The 16,389-nt window shown below is 65.8% G+C and carries 14 protein-coding genes and 1 pseudogene; 6 read left to right on the forward strand and 9 right to left on the reverse strand.

All coding sequences use genetic code 11. The features are described 5' to 3' along the window. Nucleotides 1–77: 77 nt before the first annotated feature. The gene (locus tag J9893_RS12115) at nucleotides 78–455 is read right to left on the reverse strand and encodes a hypothetical protein (protein WP_210600788.1); all 378 of its coding nucleotides are present in this window, start codon (nucleotides 453–455) and stop codon (nucleotides 78–80) included. A 172-nt stretch (nucleotides 456–627) separates the two neighbouring features. On the opposite strand from J9893_RS12115, the gene J9893_RS12120 reads away from it, so the two are divergent. The 3 genes from J9893_RS12120 to J9893_RS12130 all read left to right on the forward strand — a co-directional run bounded on the left by J9893_RS12120 (nucleotide 628) and on the right by J9893_RS12130 (nucleotide 4,169). Continuing rightward, nucleotides 628–2,004 carry a bifunctional NUDIX hydrolase/phosphatase PAP2 family protein gene (locus J9893_RS12120; protein WP_210600789.1) on the forward strand — a complete coding sequence of 459 codons (1,377 nt, stop codon included), beginning with the start codon at nucleotides 628–630 and terminating at the stop codon, nucleotides 2,002–2,004. 9 nt (nucleotides 2,005–2,013) lie between these two features. After that, a complete protein-coding gene (ydiK, locus tag J9893_RS12125) occupies nucleotides 2,014–3,099 on the forward strand; it encodes an AI-2E family transporter YdiK (RefSeq protein ID WP_161646895.1) in 1,086 nt (361 codons plus the stop codon). A gap of 365 nt (nucleotides 3,100–3,464) precedes the next feature. Then, entirely contained in the window at nucleotides 3,465–4,169 is a 705-nt protein-coding gene (locus tag J9893_RS12130) for an SDR family oxidoreductase (protein ID WP_042864806.1), read from the forward strand. Nucleotides 4,170–4,259: 90 nt separating this feature from the next. Here the strand turns inward: J9893_RS12130 and J9893_RS12135 are convergent, their stop codons facing one another. The 4 genes and pseudogenes from J9893_RS12135 to J9893_RS12150 form a co-directional block, all read right to left on the reverse strand. Next, nucleotides 4,260–5,381, reverse strand: a complete 1,122-nt coding sequence (locus J9893_RS12135) for an agmatine deiminase family protein (protein WP_210600790.1) — start codon at nucleotides 5,379–5,381, stop codon at nucleotides 4,260–4,262. 16 nt (nucleotides 5,382–5,397) lie between these two features. Beyond that, nucleotides 5,398–6,507: an extracellular solute-binding protein gene (locus J9893_RS12140; RefSeq protein WP_210600791.1), complete on the reverse strand. Its 1,110-nt coding sequence runs from the start codon at nucleotides 6,505–6,507 to the stop codon at nucleotides 5,398–5,400. Beyond that, nucleotides 6,504–7,403 (reverse strand): annotated as a pseudogene (aguB, locus tag J9893_RS12145) (N-carbamoylputrescine amidase). Before aguB ends, J9893_RS12140 begins: the two are co-directional and overlap by 4 nt. A gap of 132 nt (nucleotides 7,404–7,535) precedes the next feature. Continuing rightward, nucleotides 7,536–8,588, reverse strand: coding sequence for an agmatine deiminase family protein (locus tag J9893_RS12150; RefSeq protein WP_139736820.1), 1,053 nt, complete (start codon nucleotides 8,586–8,588; stop codon nucleotides 7,536–7,538). A 116-nt stretch (nucleotides 8,589–8,704) separates the two neighbouring features. Here J9893_RS12150 and J9893_RS12155 point away from each other — a divergent pair, with 116 nt between their 5' ends. Continuing rightward, nucleotides 8,705–9,598: a LysR family transcriptional regulator gene (locus J9893_RS12155; RefSeq protein ID WP_052816540.1), complete on the forward strand. Its 894-nt coding sequence runs from the start codon at nucleotides 8,705–8,707 to the stop codon at nucleotides 9,596–9,598. Between the two features lie 72 nt (nucleotides 9,599–9,670). After that, nucleotides 9,671–11,572, forward strand: coding sequence for a dihydroxyacetone kinase operon transcriptional regulator DhaR (gene dhaR, locus J9893_RS12160; RefSeq protein WP_210600795.1), 1,902 nt, complete (start codon nucleotides 9,671–9,673; stop codon nucleotides 11,570–11,572). Between the two features lie 60 nt (nucleotides 11,573–11,632). Here dhaR and dhaM read toward each other — a convergent pair whose 3' ends face one another. The 4 genes from dhaM to J9893_RS12180 form a co-directional block, all read right to left on the reverse strand. After that, the gene (gene dhaM / locus J9893_RS12165; RefSeq protein WP_210600792.1) at nucleotides 11,633–12,349 is read right to left on the reverse strand and encodes a dihydroxyacetone kinase phosphoryl donor subunit DhaM; all 717 of its coding nucleotides are present in this window, start codon (nucleotides 12,347–12,349) and stop codon (nucleotides 11,633–11,635) included. 1 nt (nucleotide 12,350) lies between these two features. Beyond that, the gene (gene dhaL / locus J9893_RS12170; protein ID WP_005306235.1) at nucleotides 12,351–12,980 is read right to left on the reverse strand and encodes a dihydroxyacetone kinase subunit DhaL; all 630 of its coding nucleotides are present in this window, start codon (nucleotides 12,978–12,980) and stop codon (nucleotides 12,351–12,353) included. 9 nt (nucleotides 12,981–12,989) lie between these two features. Next, on the reverse strand, nucleotides 12,990–14,060 hold the full coding sequence (gene dhaK, locus J9893_RS12175) for a dihydroxyacetone kinase subunit DhaK (RefSeq protein WP_210600793.1): 1,071 nt from the start codon (nucleotides 14,058–14,060) through the stop codon (nucleotides 12,990–12,992). Between the two features lie 228 nt (nucleotides 14,061–14,288). Continuing rightward, nucleotides 14,289–15,647 carry an NCS2 family permease gene (locus tag J9893_RS12180; RefSeq protein ID WP_010675944.1) on the reverse strand — a complete coding sequence of 453 codons (1,359 nt, stop codon included), beginning with the start codon at nucleotides 15,645–15,647 and terminating at the stop codon, nucleotides 14,289–14,291. 206 nt (nucleotides 15,648–15,853) lie between these two features. Here J9893_RS12180 and J9893_RS12185 point away from each other — a divergent pair, with 206 nt between their 5' ends. Continuing rightward, nucleotides 15,854–16,186 carry a cupin domain-containing protein gene (locus tag J9893_RS12185; RefSeq protein ID WP_010675945.1) on the forward strand — a complete coding sequence of 111 codons (333 nt, stop codon included), beginning with the start codon at nucleotides 15,854–15,856 and terminating at the stop codon, nucleotides 16,184–16,186. The last annotated feature ends 203 nt before the right edge of the window (nucleotides 16,187–16,389 follow it).

Raw genomic sequence — 16,389 nt, forward strand, 5'->3', positions numbered from 1 at the left:
ATTTAAGCGTCATGCCACCATAAAAACAGGCCATCACATGATGGCCTGTTGTTTATCTGACCCGTGGCAGGGGAAGATCAGAAATGGCGGTCCTGCTCGGTGGGCTTGGCACCCTTCTCTTCGCTGTGCTCGATGGCGGTGCGGATAAGGTCGACGCCGGCCCGGATGATCAGCACCCCCATGTTGACCAGCTTGACGCAGACCCACATGAAGGTGATGAGCAGGATCAGCTTGAGCACCGTCTGGAAGGCCTCCAGGAAGTTCTGCTCCAGCTGGGCGGTGAGCCCGTTGGCGCTGCTCATCAGCCAGGTGTACACCTCGCGCACGAAGGAGATCCGGCTCGGCATCTCCAGCACGTCCAGCGCCGCAGGCAGGGCCTGGAAGATGACGATGCTGCCAAACAGTATCAGGATGACGCCGATGGCAATCCCCAGAAAGAAACCGAACTGTCGCATGAAGAGCCCCACAATGTAGTGAATGAGAAGAACAATAGCCGCCAATACTAGGGACTGCCCGCGCAGACGGCAATCCTTGCGTCCCCGACAGGGTCGGTGCCCCCTGCAAGCCATTGCCCGGCCGTCTGATTTCTGTGACCCTTGTCCCCACTCCTTGCCCCTGGGTGTCATCATGTTTCGAGTCGTCTTCTGCCTGCTGCTGTTGCTGGGCGGTGCCCTGCCCGCCTCCCGCGCCGAATCCCCTCCCTCTGCGGCCGCCTGCGTGATCCGCCACCAGCAAGGGATCCTGCTGGTGCAGGACAGGCTCTCCTCGCGCTACAGCCTGAGCGGCGGTTACATCGACAGGGGGGAGACTCCGGAGCAGGCGGCCCTGCGCGAGCTGTTCGAGGAGACCGGCCTCCAGGGTCGCGTCACCGGCGAGCTGGGGCGCTGGCAACGGGCCAGGGTGTTCGCCTGCCAGACCCTGGAGCCCCTGCGGGTCCAGCGGGGGACGGGGTTTGTCTCCCTGCTCCAGGCCCCGGATCTCGGTGGCGAGATCCTGAACGCCAGGCTGATCGCGGCCGCCTACCTGCCCCCTGACCAGCGTCGCTTCCCGGCGCAGCTCGACTGGATAGCCCCGAGGCTGGCCGAGGTGCCCGAGAGCCAGGTGCTGTGGGTGACGGATTTCAGCGACGCGGCCAGTGCGCTGCACCGCGCCGAGTTGCCGCTGATCCAGCGCCTGCAACGGTGGCTAGGGCCAGATGCGCTCTGGCCAAGGGCGGGCAATCTGCTGGGCTCGGCCCCCTTCCAGCTGGCGCTGCTGCCCTTGCTGCTGCCCCTGCTCGGCTGGTCCAGGCTGCGCCACCTGCTGTTTGCCATGGTGCTGCTCACCCTGGTGGTGAACCTGCTCAAGGCGGGCATTGGCTGGCCCAGGCCCTTCCACCTGCAGCCCGAGCTGGCCCGCCAGAGTGCCCAGGGCTTCGGCATGCCGAGCAGCCACGCCGCCTCGACCCTGCTCTACTGGGGCCTGCTGCTTGGCTGGCTGCCGGCGCTGCGGGCATGGCAGGGGGCCCTGCTGGCCCTGTTGCTGGCCGGCGTGGCCGGGCTGGCCCGGGTCTGGCTGGGGGTCCACTTCCTCTCGGATGTGGTGGCCGGCCTTGCCCTGGGGGCCCTGCTGCTGGCACTGCGCGCCCCGCTGGCGAAGCTGGCGGCACGCCCGCTCCCCTGGGCCGGGCTGCTCATCGCCAGCGCCCTCTCGGCCTGGCTCACCCAGTCCACCGCCCTGGCCGGGCTTGCCATGTTCACCCTGGGGCTGGTATCGGGTAATCTGCTATCACTCGAACGGAGCCCCACCCCCGCCCTGCCCGCCGCGCTGCTGACCCTGGCAGGGGGACTGGTCGTGGCAGGGCTCCTGTTCCTGGTGCCCGCGTTCACCAGCAGCTCTCTGCTGATCCTCGCGGGACAAGGGTGGCTCTTTGGCTGCCTGGGGTTCTGGCTCAGCGCCGGGCTCTGGTGGTCGTTGTCCGCTATCCGTCACGGTGCCCGAACCGGGCGCTCAACCCCTCGTTAAGGGAATGCCATGAATATGAAAAAAGTGGATTTGGCCAAGATCACCCTGGGCTTGCTGTTCCTCAGCCTGCTCATCATCTCTTGCTTCATGGTCTTGCGCCCCTTCCTGCCCGCCCTGGTGTGGTCGACCATGATCACCATCGCCACCTGGCCCCTGATGCAGATGGCCCAGCGCCTGCTGTGGGGCAAGCGCACCCTGGCGGCGTTGCTGATGACCAGCATCTTGCTGCTCATCTTTGTCATTCCCCTCTTCATGACGCTGGCCAACGTGGCGGAGAAGGCCCCCATGCTCATCGAGCTGGGCACCGAGCTCAGCCAATCCCCGCCCCCCGAGCTGCTCTGGTTGCAGCAAGTGCCCCTGGTGGGCGACAAGCTCTATGAGTTCTGGCAGCAGATCCTCGCGAGCGGCGGCCAGGTGCTGTTCACCAAGCTGGCCCCCTACTTCGGCCAGACCGCTCGCTGGCTGGCGGCCCAGGCCGGCAACCTCGGCCTGCTGTTCGTCCACTTCCTGCTGACCGTGGCCATCTGCGGCCTGCTCTACCACTCGGGGGAGAAGGCGGCAGAAGGCATTCGCCGCTTCGCCCACCGTCTGGCGGGCCAGCGCGGTGACAATGCGGTGGTGCTCGCCTCCCAGGCCATCCGTGCCGTCGCCATGGGGGTGGTGGTGACCGCCCTGGTGCAATCCTCGGTGGCGGGCCTGGGCCTGCTCATCGCCGGCATTCCCTATGTCATGGTGCTGGTGGTGCTGATGTTCCTGCTGATCGTCGCCCAGATAGGCCCCTTCCCGGTGCTGCTGGCCAGCGTCGGCTACCTCTACTGGAGCGGGGACACCACCTGGGGCACCTTCCTGCTGGTCTGGTCCCTGCTGGCGGGCACCATGGACAATTTCCTGCGCCCCTTCCTCATCAAGCGCGGGGCCGATCTGCCGCTGATCCTCATTCTGGTGGGGGTCATCGGCGGCCTGCTGGCACTGGGGATCATCGGTCTCTTCATCGGCCCCGTGGTGCTGGCGGTGGGCTACACCCTGCTGGATGCCTGGATCAAGGAAGATGACCAACCGGCGAGCGCTCTGGTGGAGCCGCCCAAGGCGCCGTGACGATTCATTCATCCCCGATGCAAAGAGCCGCCCCAGGGCGGCTCTTTTGTTTATTACCGTCCCATGCAGGTTCGATTAGCGAAGCATAATCGGACGATCGAGATGCCGCTGTCCGGTGTGTCCATGAATCAGCGGCATCTGCAGCAGGGAAATATGGATGGCTGTTATAGCGGGAGAATTGATTGACGCAAACGTCCGATTACACCTTACGGCTAATCGAACCGACGGCTGGTCGCGGCGTTTAGAACCAAAGTTCGAACCGGAACGCCAAAACACGAACCAGGGTTCGAATCACTCCTTCCCCTCCCCTGTTCCCTGCCGAAGGCGCCCGCCACAATGCCTGCACCATTGGAGGAGAAGACAAGATGAACGAACTGAGAGCAACACGGGCCCTCATCAGCGGCGGCGCCAGCGGCATCGGACTGGCCATCGCCGAGGCCCTGGCCAGCCAGGGGGTGGAGCTGATCCTGGCTTCCCGCCGTCTGGGGCTGCTGGAGCAGGAAGCGGCCAGACTGGAGGCGCGATACGGGGTGCGAGTCATGGCACTGGCGCTGGATGTGTGCGACGGCGATCAGGTGCGGGATGGCCATGCCCGGATCCGGGAGCGGCTCGGCCCCGTCGATCTGCTGATCAACAACAGCGGGGTCGGCAGCGACCACCTGGTGCAGGATCTGCCGGAATCGGAGTGGGACAGGGTGATGGATACCTGTGCCAAGGGCACCTTCCTGCTGACCCGGGCCTGCCTGCCGGACATGCTGGCAAACCGCCACGGCACCGTCATCAACATCGCCTCCCAGGCCGCCAGGCACGGCTATGCCAGGGCCAGCGTCTACTGCGCCGCCAAGTTTGCGGTCCTGGGGTTCGCCCGGGCACTGCGGGAAGAGGTGCAGCACCAGGGCATCCGGGTCCACACCCTCTGTCCCGGGCTGGTGCAGGTGCCGCCCCCGGCCTGTCCGGGCGATCGCAAGCCCGGCTGGCTGCAGGTGGAGGATCTGGCCGAGGCCGTGCTCTACACCCTGCGCCAACCCCCTCACGTCCAGCTCGACGAGATCGGCATGACGGGGATCTGAGCGAGGCGCCATGGAACGCCAGCAAGGACAAGGGGCGCCGAGGCGCCCCTTGTCCTGCGTCACTCCGCCAGAGGCGGCCTGCGCGTAAGATCAGGCAGGTTGATGGAGGGTGATGCAGTGGATGCCGCCGCCCCCGGCCGCCACCGGGTCTATGTCTATCTGCACTATCTTGCGCCCCGGATAGAGGCGGGCCAGCAGATCCCGGCAATGGCGGTCGGCCCTGGCATCCCCGAACTGGGGAGCGATGACGGCGCCGTTGATGGGCAGGTAGTTGATGTAACCGGCGGCAAAGTCCGGGCTGCGGCTGAACTTGTTGTCCCGCCCGCCCAGGGGCGGCGGCAGCTGATGCAGCTCCAGCTTGTTGCCGTCGGCGTCCGTCGCCTGCTGCAGGATGGCGAGGTGCTGGCGGGTCACCTTGTAGTCGTAGGAGTCGGGATCGTTGTCCATGTTGATCACCACCACCCCGGGGCGCACGAAGCGGGCGTAGAAGTCCACGTGGGCATCCGTGATGTCCTTGCCCTTGATCCCCGGCAGCCAGATGATCTTGCGCAGCCCCAGGTTGGCCTTGAGCTCCGCCTCCACCTGCGCCTTGGTGAGGCCGGGGTTGCGGTTGCTGTTGATCCAGCTGCTCTCGGTCATGATGGCGGTGCCGTTGCCGTCCACCTCGATGCCGCCCCCCTCACCGATGAGCTCGCTCTGCAGGTAATAGGCATCGGTCTGCCGGCCCACCAGAGAGGCGACCTTGGCGTCATGGCTGTGCTCCTGCTTGTCACCCCAGCCGTTGAAGTTGAAGTCCACCAGCCCGAGCGCCCCCTGCTCGTCCTGCACGAAGACGCCGCCGGTATCCCGCAGCCAGATGTCATCCATCTCGGCGTGGACGAAGTGGGTGTTGCGCTCGCCGCACAACTGGCGCGCCAGCGCCTCGTCATCCTCATGGCAGAGCACGTTGACCCGGGTGTAGGGCACCATGGCCTGCACCAGCCGCCCTATGGTGGCCTGCACCTCCTTGTAGTGGCGACCCCAGATCTCGCTGGTGGCCCCGAAGGCCACCCACACCAGGGCCTGGGGGGAGGACTCCTCCGGCATGTGGTAGCGAGCGGCGGCGCCGGGTTCGCCGGCGGCGAAGGCCGCGCGGGCACCGGGCAGGCTGCCAAACCCGGCAATGGCGCCGAGGGCAACCAGCTGTTTCAATACGTGGCGTCGGGAAAACATCGTTCTACTCCTGGGTTCAGAGGCTGCTCTTGAAGCGAGTCCAGGCTCGCATGCGGGCACGCATCTGGGATTGTGCTATATCCTGACCCGGAATGAGCCGCTGGTAGCTGGCCTCGTCCAGGTAGATATCCGGGTTGGCCGTCATGGTGGCATCCACCATGGGTCTGGCCTTGGCACTGGCAGTCGGATAACCGGTGCTGTTGGTGATGGCTGCCATGTTGGCCGGGCGCATCACGAAGTTGATAAAGGTATAGGCATAGTCAGGATGGGGGGCATCCGCCGGGATCGCCATGGTGTCCATCCAGATGGTGCTCCCCTCCTTCGGCAATCGGTATTCGAAGTCGACCCGCTTGCCCGCCTCGGCGGCGGCGCGCCTGGCCTGGGTCATGTCACCGCTGTAGCCCAGGGAGAGACAGAGATCCCCGTTCACCAGCTGGGTCACCGGCTGGGACTGGAACTTGCGGATATAGGGCTTGATCCCCTTGAGCAGGGCCAGGGCCGCCTCCAGATCGTCCGCCTTGCCGCTGCGGGGATCCCGCCCAAGATAGTGCAACACCACCGCCAGCACCTCGTCCGGGGAGTCGATGACCGAGATGCCGCAATCTGCAAATTTCGCCGCCAGCTCGGGCTTGAACAGCATGTCCAGGCTGTTCACCGGGGCATCCGGCATCCTCTGCTTGATAGCGTCCGCATTGTAGGTGAGCCCTATGGTGCCCCAGGTGTAGGGCACCACGGCCTCCTTCGCATGGGGATAGGCCTGCTGCAACCGCGCCAGGCCGGGGTCTATGTCCCCCAGGTGTTGCAGCTTGCCCTTGTCGAGGGGCTGCAGGCTGCCCGCCCGCATCAGCCGCTCCGCCACCGTGTCCCCCGGGAAGATGAGGTCATACCCGCTGCGACCCGCCATCAGCTTGGCCTCCAGGGTCTCGCTGCTGTCCATCACGTCGTAGATGACCCGGATCCCGGTCTCCCGGGTGAATTCGCTCAGGGTATCGGGGGCGAAATAATCGGACCAGTTGTAGAGGCGCAGCACCTTCTCCTCTGTCGCCTCCCCCGCCCCTTCTGCGGCCTGGGCCCCCAGACTCAGCAGCAGGGCCAGTGCCGTGGCTATCTTGGTCAAGGCGCTCATGATGGACGCCCTCCCCGCTGGCCCTGCCCATCCAGGCTCAGCAAGGCGCCATACATCTCGGGGCGGCGATCTCGATAGATGCCCCAGGTCAGCCGCTCCTCGGCCATGGCGGCGAGATCCAGCTCCCGCACCAGCACGCCCGGGGTATCCCTGTCCGCCTCGGCCAGCAGGGCCCCCTTGTGATCCGTGATGAAGGAGGAGCCATAGAAGCGCATCTGCAACGCGGGATCCCGGGTCGCCACCTCGCGTCCGATGCGGTTGGCGGCGATCACCGGCATGATGTTGGCGGCGGCGTGGCCGCGCTGGGTCAGCTGCCAGTGATCCCGGGAATCGAGCCCCTCTGCTCCCGGCTCCGAGCCGATGGCGGTGGGATAGAGCAGCAGCTCGGCCCCCTGCAGCGCCATGGCGCGGGCCGCCTCCGGGAACCACTGATCCCAGCAGATGCCGACCCCGATGCGGCCGGCGGCCGTGTCCCAGACCCGAAACCCCGTATCCCCCGGGCTGAAATACTCCTTCTCCTGATAGCCGATGGCGTTCGGGATATGGGTCTTGCGATAGACCCCGAGCAGGCGACCATCCGCATCCGCCATCGCCAGGGAGTTGAAGCAGGCGTTGCCCGCACGCTCGAACCAGCTGATGGGCAACACCACCCCCAGCTCCCGCGCCAGGGCCGAGAAGCGGCGCAGCACCCGGCTCTGCTCGAACGACTCCGCCAGCGCCAGATGGCCGTGGTATTACTCGATGCAGAAATAGGGGGTGGCGAAGAGCTCCTGCAACAGCACCAGGTTGGCCCCCCTGGCGGCGGCGTCCCGTACCAGGCTCTCCGCTGTGTCCAGATTGCGCTCCAGCTCCCAGCTGCAAGCGAATTGTGTGGTGGCGACAACGATCTTGCTCATCCGGATACCCTCCCTGACACGCGTTCCCGCTGACAGGCAAACTGCATGGTTGCGACGACCTTGTTCATGAATCTCTCCTCCCTGATCCCGTCATGAGGCCTCGCAGACGCCTGACGAGGCCGCTCCAAACGCTTACCCCTGCACCGGCCAGGCCGGCTGCTGCTGGGTGATGCAGTGAATGCCGCCCCCGCCGTGGGCCAACTGGTTGATGCGCACCGGCACCAGCTGCCTGTTCGGGAAGGCGCGCCTCAGCACTTCCCCAGCCGCCTCGTCCGCACCTACGCCGTAGGCGGGCATGATGATGGCGCCGTTGGCGAGGTAGAAGTTGGTGTAGGAGGCGCAGAACACCTCCGCCTCGGCGTCCACCGCCTCGCTCGCCTCGAACAGCTCGAGGCACTCGAAGGAGCGACCTCTCGCATCGGTGGCCAGGGCCAGGGCTCGGCGGTTCTCCCGCACCACGCGGCCATAGGTGGAGTGCCCGTCCAGGGTGGCATCCACCAGCAGGTGGCCGGGGCGGCTGAAGGCGCAGACCCCGTCCACATGACCGTCCGTCATGTCGCCGGTGACGTGGTCCGGATCCCCCGGCAGCCAGATAGTCTTCTCGATGCCGAGCAGGCGGCTGAAGATCCGTTCGATCTCCACTTTGGTCATGCCGGGGTTGCGGTTGCTGTTGAGCAGCACCGACTCCGTGGTGATCAGGGTGCCCTCCCCATCCACATGGATGGCGCCCCCTTCGTTGGCGAGGAAGCTGCCGATGCACTCCAGCTCCAGGCTGTTGAGCACGCGCCGCGCCAGCCCCTCGTCCAGACCGTGGGCCGACTTGCCGCCCCAGGCGTTGAAACGCCAGCTGATCCCGGCGGTGCCAAGCTCGGGATGGCAGATGAAGGTGGGGCCGGAGTCACGGCACCAGCTGTCATCCACCGGCAGGGGAATGAAGCGCACCCCGTCGCCGCACAGGGCGCGAGCCTCCGCCTGTGCGGCGGGATCCACCACCAGGTTCACCGGTTCGAAGCGGGCGATGGCATTGACCACCCGGGCGAAGTCCTGCTGCACCTGGGGCAGGGTCACGCCCCAGCCGTTTTCCCACAGCGCCTTGTTGTGCGGCCAGACCATCCAGGTCGCCGCGTGCCGGCACCACTCCGCTGGCATGAACCAGCCCACAGCCCTCATTCCCTGCTCGCGCATCTCAGCCTCTCTGATTAGGTAATATTAAGGTTATTGACGATGGGAATAGACTATTCTCCCCGTTGATGGGTAACAAACGATCGATTTTCGATAAAAGTGATAAGCGGAGCTAATCAATGATGTTCAAACACTGGCCCCCTCTCAACGTGCTGCGCGGCTTCGAGGCGGCGGCCAGGCTCGGCAGCTTTCATCAGGCGGCCCAGGAGCTGCACCTCACCCAGTCTGCCATCAGTCAGCAGATCCGCTCGCTGGAGGAGCTGCTTGGCCAGCCTCTGTTTCACCGCCAGGGACGTTCCGTCGCCCTGACCGACGCGGGCCAGGATCTGCTGGAGACGACCCAGCAGGTGCTGCTGCAACTGGCGGTGGGAATACAGCGCCTCGAGCAGTACCGCAAGCCGAACCAGCTTGTGCTCAACACCAGCACCACCATCGCCCGCCTCTGGCTGCTGCCCCGGCTGGCCGACCTTCACCGTCAGCATCCGGGCATCGATCTCTGGCTGTTCACCAGCGACGACACGCCGAACATGGCCGAGCAGACCATCGACATTTCGCTGCGCTGGGGGCTGGCTCCCCAGGCGGAATGCCGCCATCAGCCGCTGCTGGCGGATCGGCTGCTGCCGGTGGCGAGCCCGGCCGTGCTGGCACAGCCCGCGCAGGAGCGCACCACCCTGCACGGGGAGCGGGAGATGGACTGGCACCACTGGACCCTCAAGGGCGGCGACGATCTGCACCTGCAGACCCAGGGGCTCAACTTCTCCGATCCCGGCTTGTTGCAGGATGCGGCCAGCGCCGGGCTCGGGGTGGCGCTGGCGAGCGAGCTGCTCTCTCGCGACGCACGCCGACAGGGGTGGCTGCTGCCCCTCTCGTCCCACCGGGTGGCCGGGCCGAACTGGAACATGCTGATCCATCAGGAGAGCGAAGGCAGTCCCCAGTGCCGGGCGGTGAGCCACTGGCTCCAGCAGCAGTTTGCTGCAGAGGCTGCCACCCGGGGCAAGGACGCGACACTCTGAGAGCGGTCACTGAATCGGGGCGGCAAGGGTGATTAAATGGCCCCTTCCCTTTTGCCGGATATCGCCGTGACCATGCCATCCGTCCCCCAGCCCCCCTCGTCCTGGCCCGAGCACCTGCAGGCCTCCTGGCTGCGCTGTGCCCACCAGACCAGCGCGTCCCTCTGGCATCCTCCCCACTGCGCCAGAGGGCAGACCCTGGAGAGCCTGCGCCAGCGCAAGCGGGACCTGCTCACCACCGGCGAGATGGCACTGGAGGATCTCTACGAGTTCATGGAGGGGCGCCCCTGCGCCCTGCTGCTCACCGACGAGAGCGGTTGCCTGCTGGCCCGGACCGGCCACCCCGATACCCTGCAGGCGCTGGCGGCACTCGGTTTTGGCCCAGGCGCGTTTTTCAGCGAGGGACGCATCGGCACCAATGCCGTCAACCTGGCGGCTCTGGAGGGGGTGCCGCTCTGCGTCAGCGGCCCCCAGCACTTCAACCAGCGTCTCCACCCCTGGCACTGCTGTGCCAGCCCCGTCTACAACAGCACCGGTCGCCAGGTGGCGATCGTGGCCCTGATCTGCCGGGTGGAAGAGGCCGCACCGGGGGATCTCGCGCTCACCGTCAGCGCCGGCCGCGAGCTGGCCAATCTGCTGCAGATGGAGCGCCTGATGCAGGAGTCCCAGCACCACTTGAGCGAGCTCTATGCCCTGTTGGATGGCATGGAAGACGGCGTGCTGGCCTGGGATCCCCAGGGGCGGCTGCGCTACCTCAACGCCCTGGCGGCCAGTCGGCTGCAACTCGACCCGGCTGTCTGCCTGGGTCAGCCCCTCGATCACCATCTGCTGATGCCCCAGCGCCTGCGTCTGGCCATCGCGGAGATGACCCCCCTGAGCCATGTGGAGGTGACGCTGGAGCGGCGAGAGACCCGGGGCGAGGCCTTCATCGACGCCCTGGTGAGCCTCAAGCCCCTGCCGGGGCCGGACGGGGTCAGCTTCATCGTCCTGCTCCATCCCACCGATCGGCTGCGCGCCATTCATCAACTGCGCCAGACGGTGCCCGAGCTCTCCGCCCTGGTGGGGGAGTCGAGCGCCATGCGCAAACTGCTTCGCCACGCCCGCCAGGCGGCCAGGGGACATGGCCCCGTCCTGCTGCGAGGGGAAGAGGAGGTGGGCAAGGCCCAACTGGCGGAGGCCATCCACTTTGGCAGCGAGCGAGCCGCCGGCCCCCTGGTCATCTTCAACTGCCAGGCATGGCCGAGGGAGCGGATGGCGCTGGAACTCATGGGGTCCGACGAGGCGGGGCAGGAGCGGGCCGGCAAGTTCGAGCTGGCTCACGGTGGCACGCTAGTGCTGGAGCAGGTGGAGTGCCTGCCCGCCCCCATGCAGGCCGCCCTGCTGCAACTGCTCAAGACGGGGCGCATCCAGCGCTTCGACTCCGCCCGCATCCTGCCCCTCAGGGTGAGGATCATCGCGACCAGCAGCGCCCCGCTGGAGCAGCGGGTGCAGGAGGGGGAATTCGGGCGCCAGCTGCTCTATGCGCTGCAAGGGTGCGAACTCTGGCTGCCGAGCCTGCGGGAGCGCAGCGCCGATCTGCCTGGCCTCATCCGCCAGCACCTGACGGTGCAGGGGGGCGAGCCGGGGCGCCAGTTCACCCCTGACGCCCTCGACTGCCTGCTAGCCTACCCCTGGCCCGGCAACCTGGGGGAGCTGCGCAGCGCCATCGAGTACGCCCTGCTGCATTGCAGTGAGGCACAGATCCCGCCCCGGGCGCTCCCGGCCGCCATCCGCCAGGGTCATTGTCTGCTGGCGGACGAGGTGGTGGGACAGCCGCTGCTCACCCTGGCGGAGCTGGAGCATCAGGCGATCCTGCGGGCCGCCCGTGCCAGCAAGGGCCAGGTCAGCCAGATGGCGCGCCAGCTCGGGATCAGCCGCACCACCCTCTGGCGGCGACTCAAACTGCTCGACATCGATCCCGCCGACTACCACCACTGACCAGAACGCTCCTCAAAAAAAGCGGGCCCCGTCGTGACGGGGCCCGGATGGGGGAATGTTTCAGTCGCCGAAGCGATCCCGCGCCAGTTGCTGGAAGCAGCTCAGCACCGCCCCGGCATCCTCCCCTCGCGCCAGCAGGATGAGCCTGTCCCCCTGGCGCACATCGAGCATGGCGAGCCGGCTCAGGCTGCGGGGATTCGCCTCTTTCTCCCCCTTTTGCAGCCTGAGTTCAGCGGCAAAGGGCTTGAGTGCCGCCACCAGCCGGGCGGCGGGGCGCACATGCAGGCCGTGGGGATTCTCCACCACCACCTCGCAGCGCAGCCAGCCATCGTCGGCAACAGGGGCTGCCTCCGTGGTGGCCTGCGCCGCACTGGCAGGCAGCATTCCCTGTTTCGGGCCCAGGGCGCCAAGCGCCTCGGCGGCTACCTCATCCAGCGTCAGGCCTGCGCCAGCGGCCACCACGGCGGCCAGAGTGCCCTCGACCAGCGGGGCGGGGCTAAGCCGCACCCGGGCGCTCAGCTCGGGGGGCAGCAGCTCGAGGGCGGTCTCGGCGCTCAGGAGGGCGCTGCCCAAGTCCATCAGCACCAGCACCCCGCTGCCGTCATCCGCCTCTTCCATCGCACTCATCACGGCGATGGCGTCGGTGCCGATGGGATGGGCGGGGTCATCGACCCCGGCCGCCAGCAACAGTTTCGCCGGGCTGCCCAGCTGATCGGCCAGGGCTTTCAAACCGGCCGCAAGCATGGCGCTGTGAGAGACCACTACGATGCCGATCATGTCACAACCTCGCTCTGTCACGCAGGGCGGTCAGCAGCAGCAGGGTCGAGGTGGCCCCCGCATCCTGATGGCCGATGCTGCGCTCACCAAGATAGCTGGCGCGCCCCTTGCGGGCCTGCATCTGGATGGTGGCCTCGGTGCCGGCTGCGGCGGCAGCCACCGCCTTGTCCAGCGCCTCGGGGAGCGGCAGGCCCTGTTGTTCCGCCTGCTGCAGGGCGGCCAGAGCGGGCCACCAGGCGTCGCACATGGTCTTGTCACCCGGCTCGGCGCGGCCGCGGGAGACGATCCCCTCCACCCCGTCGCTCAGCATCTTGCCGAGCTGGCCGAGGGTCAGGCTCTGGCAGGCATCGCTGCTGGCCGCCGCCCGGATGAAGAAGGTGCCGTAGAGGGGTCCGCTGGCGCCGCCGACCGAGGAGAGCAACGTCATACCGGTGGTTTTGAGCACCTGACCGATGTCCTTGTCCGCCACCGCGGGCAGCTTCTCCGCCACCTTGGCAAAGCCGCGCTGCATGTTGAGGCCGTGGTCGCCGTCGCCGATGTCGGTATCCAGCGCGGTGAGGTAGTCACGCTGTTCGGTGAAGATGTGCTCGCAGTCGAGCAGCCAGTTGACGATCTGATGCTTGCTTAACATGAATATTCCTCAGCAGCCGCGCCGCAGGGCCGGGGTGTGAACGGGGGCATCCCACAGGGTCATCAGCTCGTCATCCACCTTGAGCAGGGTGATGGAGATGCCGGTCATGTCGAGGGAGGTACAGTAGGGGCCGATGAGGTTGCGCACCAGGTGGATGCCCGCCTCTTCACACAGGGCCGCGAGGCGGCCATAGACGCCGTAGAGCTCGGAGATGGGGGTGCCGCCGAGGCTGTTGACCAGGACGATGACCCTGTCACCCCCATTGAGCGGTTCGATAAAGGTGTGCTCTTCCTGCCAGCTGCCGGTGGCTCTGTCCCAGTGGCGCAGAGTGCGGCCATAGGGGCTGTTGTCGGTCAGCTCCTTGAACATGTCGTCCACCAGGGCGTTCAGGTCGGTGAAGGGACGGCGCTCGATGCCCGGCTCGCCGTGAATGCCCACGCCGAACTCCACCTCGTTGTCAGCCAGGGTGAAGGAGGGCTTGCCGGCAGCAGGGACGGTGCAGGCGTGCATGGCCACGCCTATGGTGCGGCTCTGGTTGTTGATGCGACGGCCCAACGCCTCGCAGCGCGCCAGATCGTAGCCCGCCTCGGCGGCGGCACCGACCAGCTTCTCGCACAGCACTGTCGTGGCAACCCCGCGGCGGCCAGCGGTGTAGAGGCTGTCCTTCACCGCCACGTCGTCATCGATGAGGGCGAACCCCACCTTGACCCCGTCACCGTGCAGCAGCTCGACCGCGGTCTCGAAGTTGAGCACGTCGCCTGTGTAGTTCTTCACCAGAAACAGCACGCCGGCGCCGCCGTCGACGGCCTGACCGCACTCGTACATCTGATCCGGGGTCGGGGACGTGAAGATCTCGCCGGGGCAGGCACCATCCAGCATTCCTTTGCCCACCAGGCCACCGTGCATGGGCTCGTGGCCGCTGCCGCCGCCGGAGACCAGCGCCACCTTGCCCGTCACGGGGGAATCGGCGCGGGTGATGTAGTGGGGTTCGATTCGCACCTTGAGCTCGGGGTGGGCAGCGGCCATCCCCATCAGTTGTTCACGGACCACGGCATCGACAGCATTGATCAGCTTCTTCATGGCTCACTCCTTGGCTTGCCACCACACGGGTGGACAGATGGTTGATGCAGCCAGTCTAGCGAGCCATAGGGGGATAAAAATGACAGGGGTTTCGGTTCGGATCTGAAACAACAAACAAAGCCTGACGTTTCAATCTGAAACGAGCGGATGGGGAAGATCCGGGAAAGTGTTAGCCGCCTCACAGCCATGAAAAAGGGCCCCGCAGGGCCCTTCTCGATAGCGTGAGGATTAGATGGCCCAGCCACCGGCGTAGAAGATCACCAGGGCCACGGCGATGATGACGGTGCCGATGTTGAGCTTCTTCCACTCGGCGGCAAACAGGCGGCCGACCACCAGGGCCACGAAGCCTAACATGATGCCGGTGACGATGTTGCAGGTGAGCACGATGAAGACGGCGCACAGCATGCCGGAGAGGGCATCGACCGAGTCGTTGAAGTCCAGCTTGGTGACGTTGCCCAGCATCAGCAGGCCCACATACATCAGGGCCGGTGCGGTGGCGTAGGCCGGTACCAGATAGCTCAGCGGGGAGAGGAAGATCATCAGCAGGAAGAGCACGCCGACCAGGGTGGCGGTCAGACCTGTCTTGCCGCCGGCAGCTGTCCCTGCGGCGGATTCGATGTAGACGGCTGCCGGAGCACCACCTACCACGCCCGCCACCATGCTGCTGACGGAGTCCGCAGTCAGGGCCTTGCCACCGCTGATGATGTGACCACGCTCGTTGATGAGGCCAGCCTGACCAGCCACGGCACGGATGGTGCCGGTGGCGTCAAACACGGCGGTCATCACCAGCGCCAACACGGTCGGAATCACCACCGGATTGAGGGCGCCCAGCAGATCCATGCTGCCCACCAGGGAGCCATTCTCGCCACTCAGGCTCGGCATGGCGAAGAAGCCCTGCCAGGTCACTTTCGGATCGAAGATAAGGCCGAGGATGGAGATGGCGATGATCACCATCAGGATGCCGCCCGGCACCTTGCGGCGCTCCAGGCCGAAGATGGCAGCCAGACCCAGCACCGTCATGATGACCGGGAAGGCGGTGATCTCGCCGAGCTGCACCGGCAGGCCAGCCCCTTCATTCTTGATCACCATGCCGACCCCGTTGGTGGCGATCAGCAGCAGGAACAGGCCGATACCGATGCCGGTACCGTGGGCGATGCCGGAGGGAAGGTTGTCCAGGATCCACTGGCGCACGCCGGTGACGCTGATCAAGGTGAACAGCACCCCCATCAGGAAGATGGCGCCCAGCGCGACCGGAATGCTCAGCCCCTGCCCCAGCACCAGGCTGAAGGCGGTAAAGGCGGTGAGAGAGATGGCACAACCGATGGCCATCGGCAGCTTGGCCCAGAGCCCCATCAGCAGGGAACCGAAGGCGGCGATCAGGCAGGTGGCCACAAACACCGGGCCCTGCTCAAAACCCGCTGCGCCCAGCATGTTCGGCACGACGATGATGCTGTAGACCATCGCCAGGAAGGTGGTCAACCCGGCCAGCAGCTCCTGTCGCACCGTGCTGCCACGCTGGCTGATGGAGAAATAGGAATCCAGAAACCCGCCATTGCCGGCGCGGGCCGTCGTTTGTTGCGTTGCCATAGTTCATCCTGAAAGTGTGAAGGAAATCGTTTGCTTGCTGGCGCGCAAAATAGCAAGAATTTGGCGAGATTGCAGCGGATAAGCCCCCATTTCCCCGAAGTTTTTCATAAAAGGGCTCGTTGGAGGCCTCATTTTCCATGAGAGCGGCCCATCCCAAGCTTCTACACTCTTAGCTAGCCACGTTCCCATCTACCGGAGAGAAGCCCATGCACACAGGCAACCTGCTTGGCCAGATCCCCTCCCCCCTGCCCAGTGAAGTGTTCGCGGATCTGGTCAGTACCAACAATGTTCGTATCGAGCGCATTCTCTCCCAGGGGCAGCAGACCCCTACCGGAGAGTGGTTCGATCAGGATGAACACGAATGGGTATTGCTGGTGCAGGGAGAGGCCATCTTGGTCTTCATCACACCAGATACCGGGGTACAGGAACGCGTCCATCTGGGGCCGGGGGATTACATCAACATCCCGGCGCACCTTCAGCACAGGGTGGAGTGGACCCATCCGACCGAGACAACCGTCTGGCTCTGCGTCTATTACTAGCAGGCTCACGGCTCAAGAAGGCCATGGCTTCTGCTGTGAAGATCGAAGAGGAGAGCGTGGAGACGAAAAAAAGCCCAGTCTATCGACTGGGCTTCTTGTTAGTGGCATAACGGACGCAGAGACGGATAAAGTCCGGCTCAAGCACAAGGGACAACAGAGCGGGATCGAGTTGTCAGTGGCAAGTCGCAGCCCTGGTGGTTGCC

Source organism: Aeromonas sp. MaB10011B, from assembly GCF_017939325.1.
Lineage (GTDB): Bacteria > Pseudomonadota > Gammaproteobacteria > Enterobacterales > Aeromonadaceae > Aeromonas > Aeromonas caviae.

Bases quoted from the DNA above. Each gene is read 5' to 3' on its own strand.
- J9893_RS12115 (WP_210600788.1), bottom strand. From the start codon at position 455: ATGCGACAGTTCGGTTTCTTTCTGGGGATTGCCATCGGCGTCATCCTG.
- J9893_RS12120 (WP_210600789.1), top strand. From the start codon at position 628: ATGTTTCGAGTCGTCTTCTGCCTGCTGCTGTTGCTGGGCGGTGCCCTG.
- ydiK (WP_161646895.1), top strand. From the start codon at position 2,014: ATGAATATGAAAAAAGTGGATTTGGCCAAGATCACCCTGGGCTTGCTG.
- J9893_RS12130 (WP_042864806.1), top strand. From the start codon at position 3,465: ATGAACGAACTGAGAGCAACACGGGCCCTCATCAGCGGCGGCGCCAGC.
- J9893_RS12135 (WP_210600790.1), bottom strand. From the start codon at position 5,381: ATGTTTTCCCGACGCCACGTATTGAAACAGCTGGTTGCCCTCGGCGCC.
- J9893_RS12140 (WP_210600791.1), bottom strand. From the start codon at position 6,507: ATGAGCGCCTTGACCAAGATAGCCACGGCACTGGCCCTGCTGCTGAGT.
- J9893_RS12150 (WP_139736820.1), bottom strand. From the start codon at position 8,588: ATGCGCGAGCAGGGAATGAGGGCTGTGGGCTGGTTCATGCCAGCGGAG.
- J9893_RS12155 (WP_052816540.1), top strand. From the start codon at position 8,705: ATGATGTTCAAACACTGGCCCCCTCTCAACGTGCTGCGCGGCTTCGAG.
- dhaR (WP_210600795.1), top strand. From the start codon at position 9,671: ATGCCATCCGTCCCCCAGCCCCCCTCGTCCTGGCCCGAGCACCTGCAG.
- dhaM (WP_210600792.1), bottom strand. From the start codon at position 12,349: ATGATCGGCATCGTAGTGGTCTCTCACAGCGCCATGCTTGCGGCCGGT.
- dhaL (WP_005306235.1), bottom strand. From the start codon at position 12,980: ATGTTAAGCAAGCATCAGATCGTCAACTGGCTGCTCGACTGCGAGCAC.
- dhaK (WP_210600793.1), bottom strand. From the start codon at position 14,060: ATGAAGAAGCTGATCAATGCTGTCGATGCCGTGGTCCGTGAACAACTG.
- J9893_RS12180 (WP_010675944.1), bottom strand. From the start codon at position 15,647: ATGGCAACGCAACAAACGACGGCCCGCGCCGGCAATGGCGGGTTTCTG.
- J9893_RS12185 (WP_010675945.1), top strand. From the start codon at position 15,854: ATGCACACAGGCAACCTGCTTGGCCAGATCCCCTCCCCCCTGCCCAGT.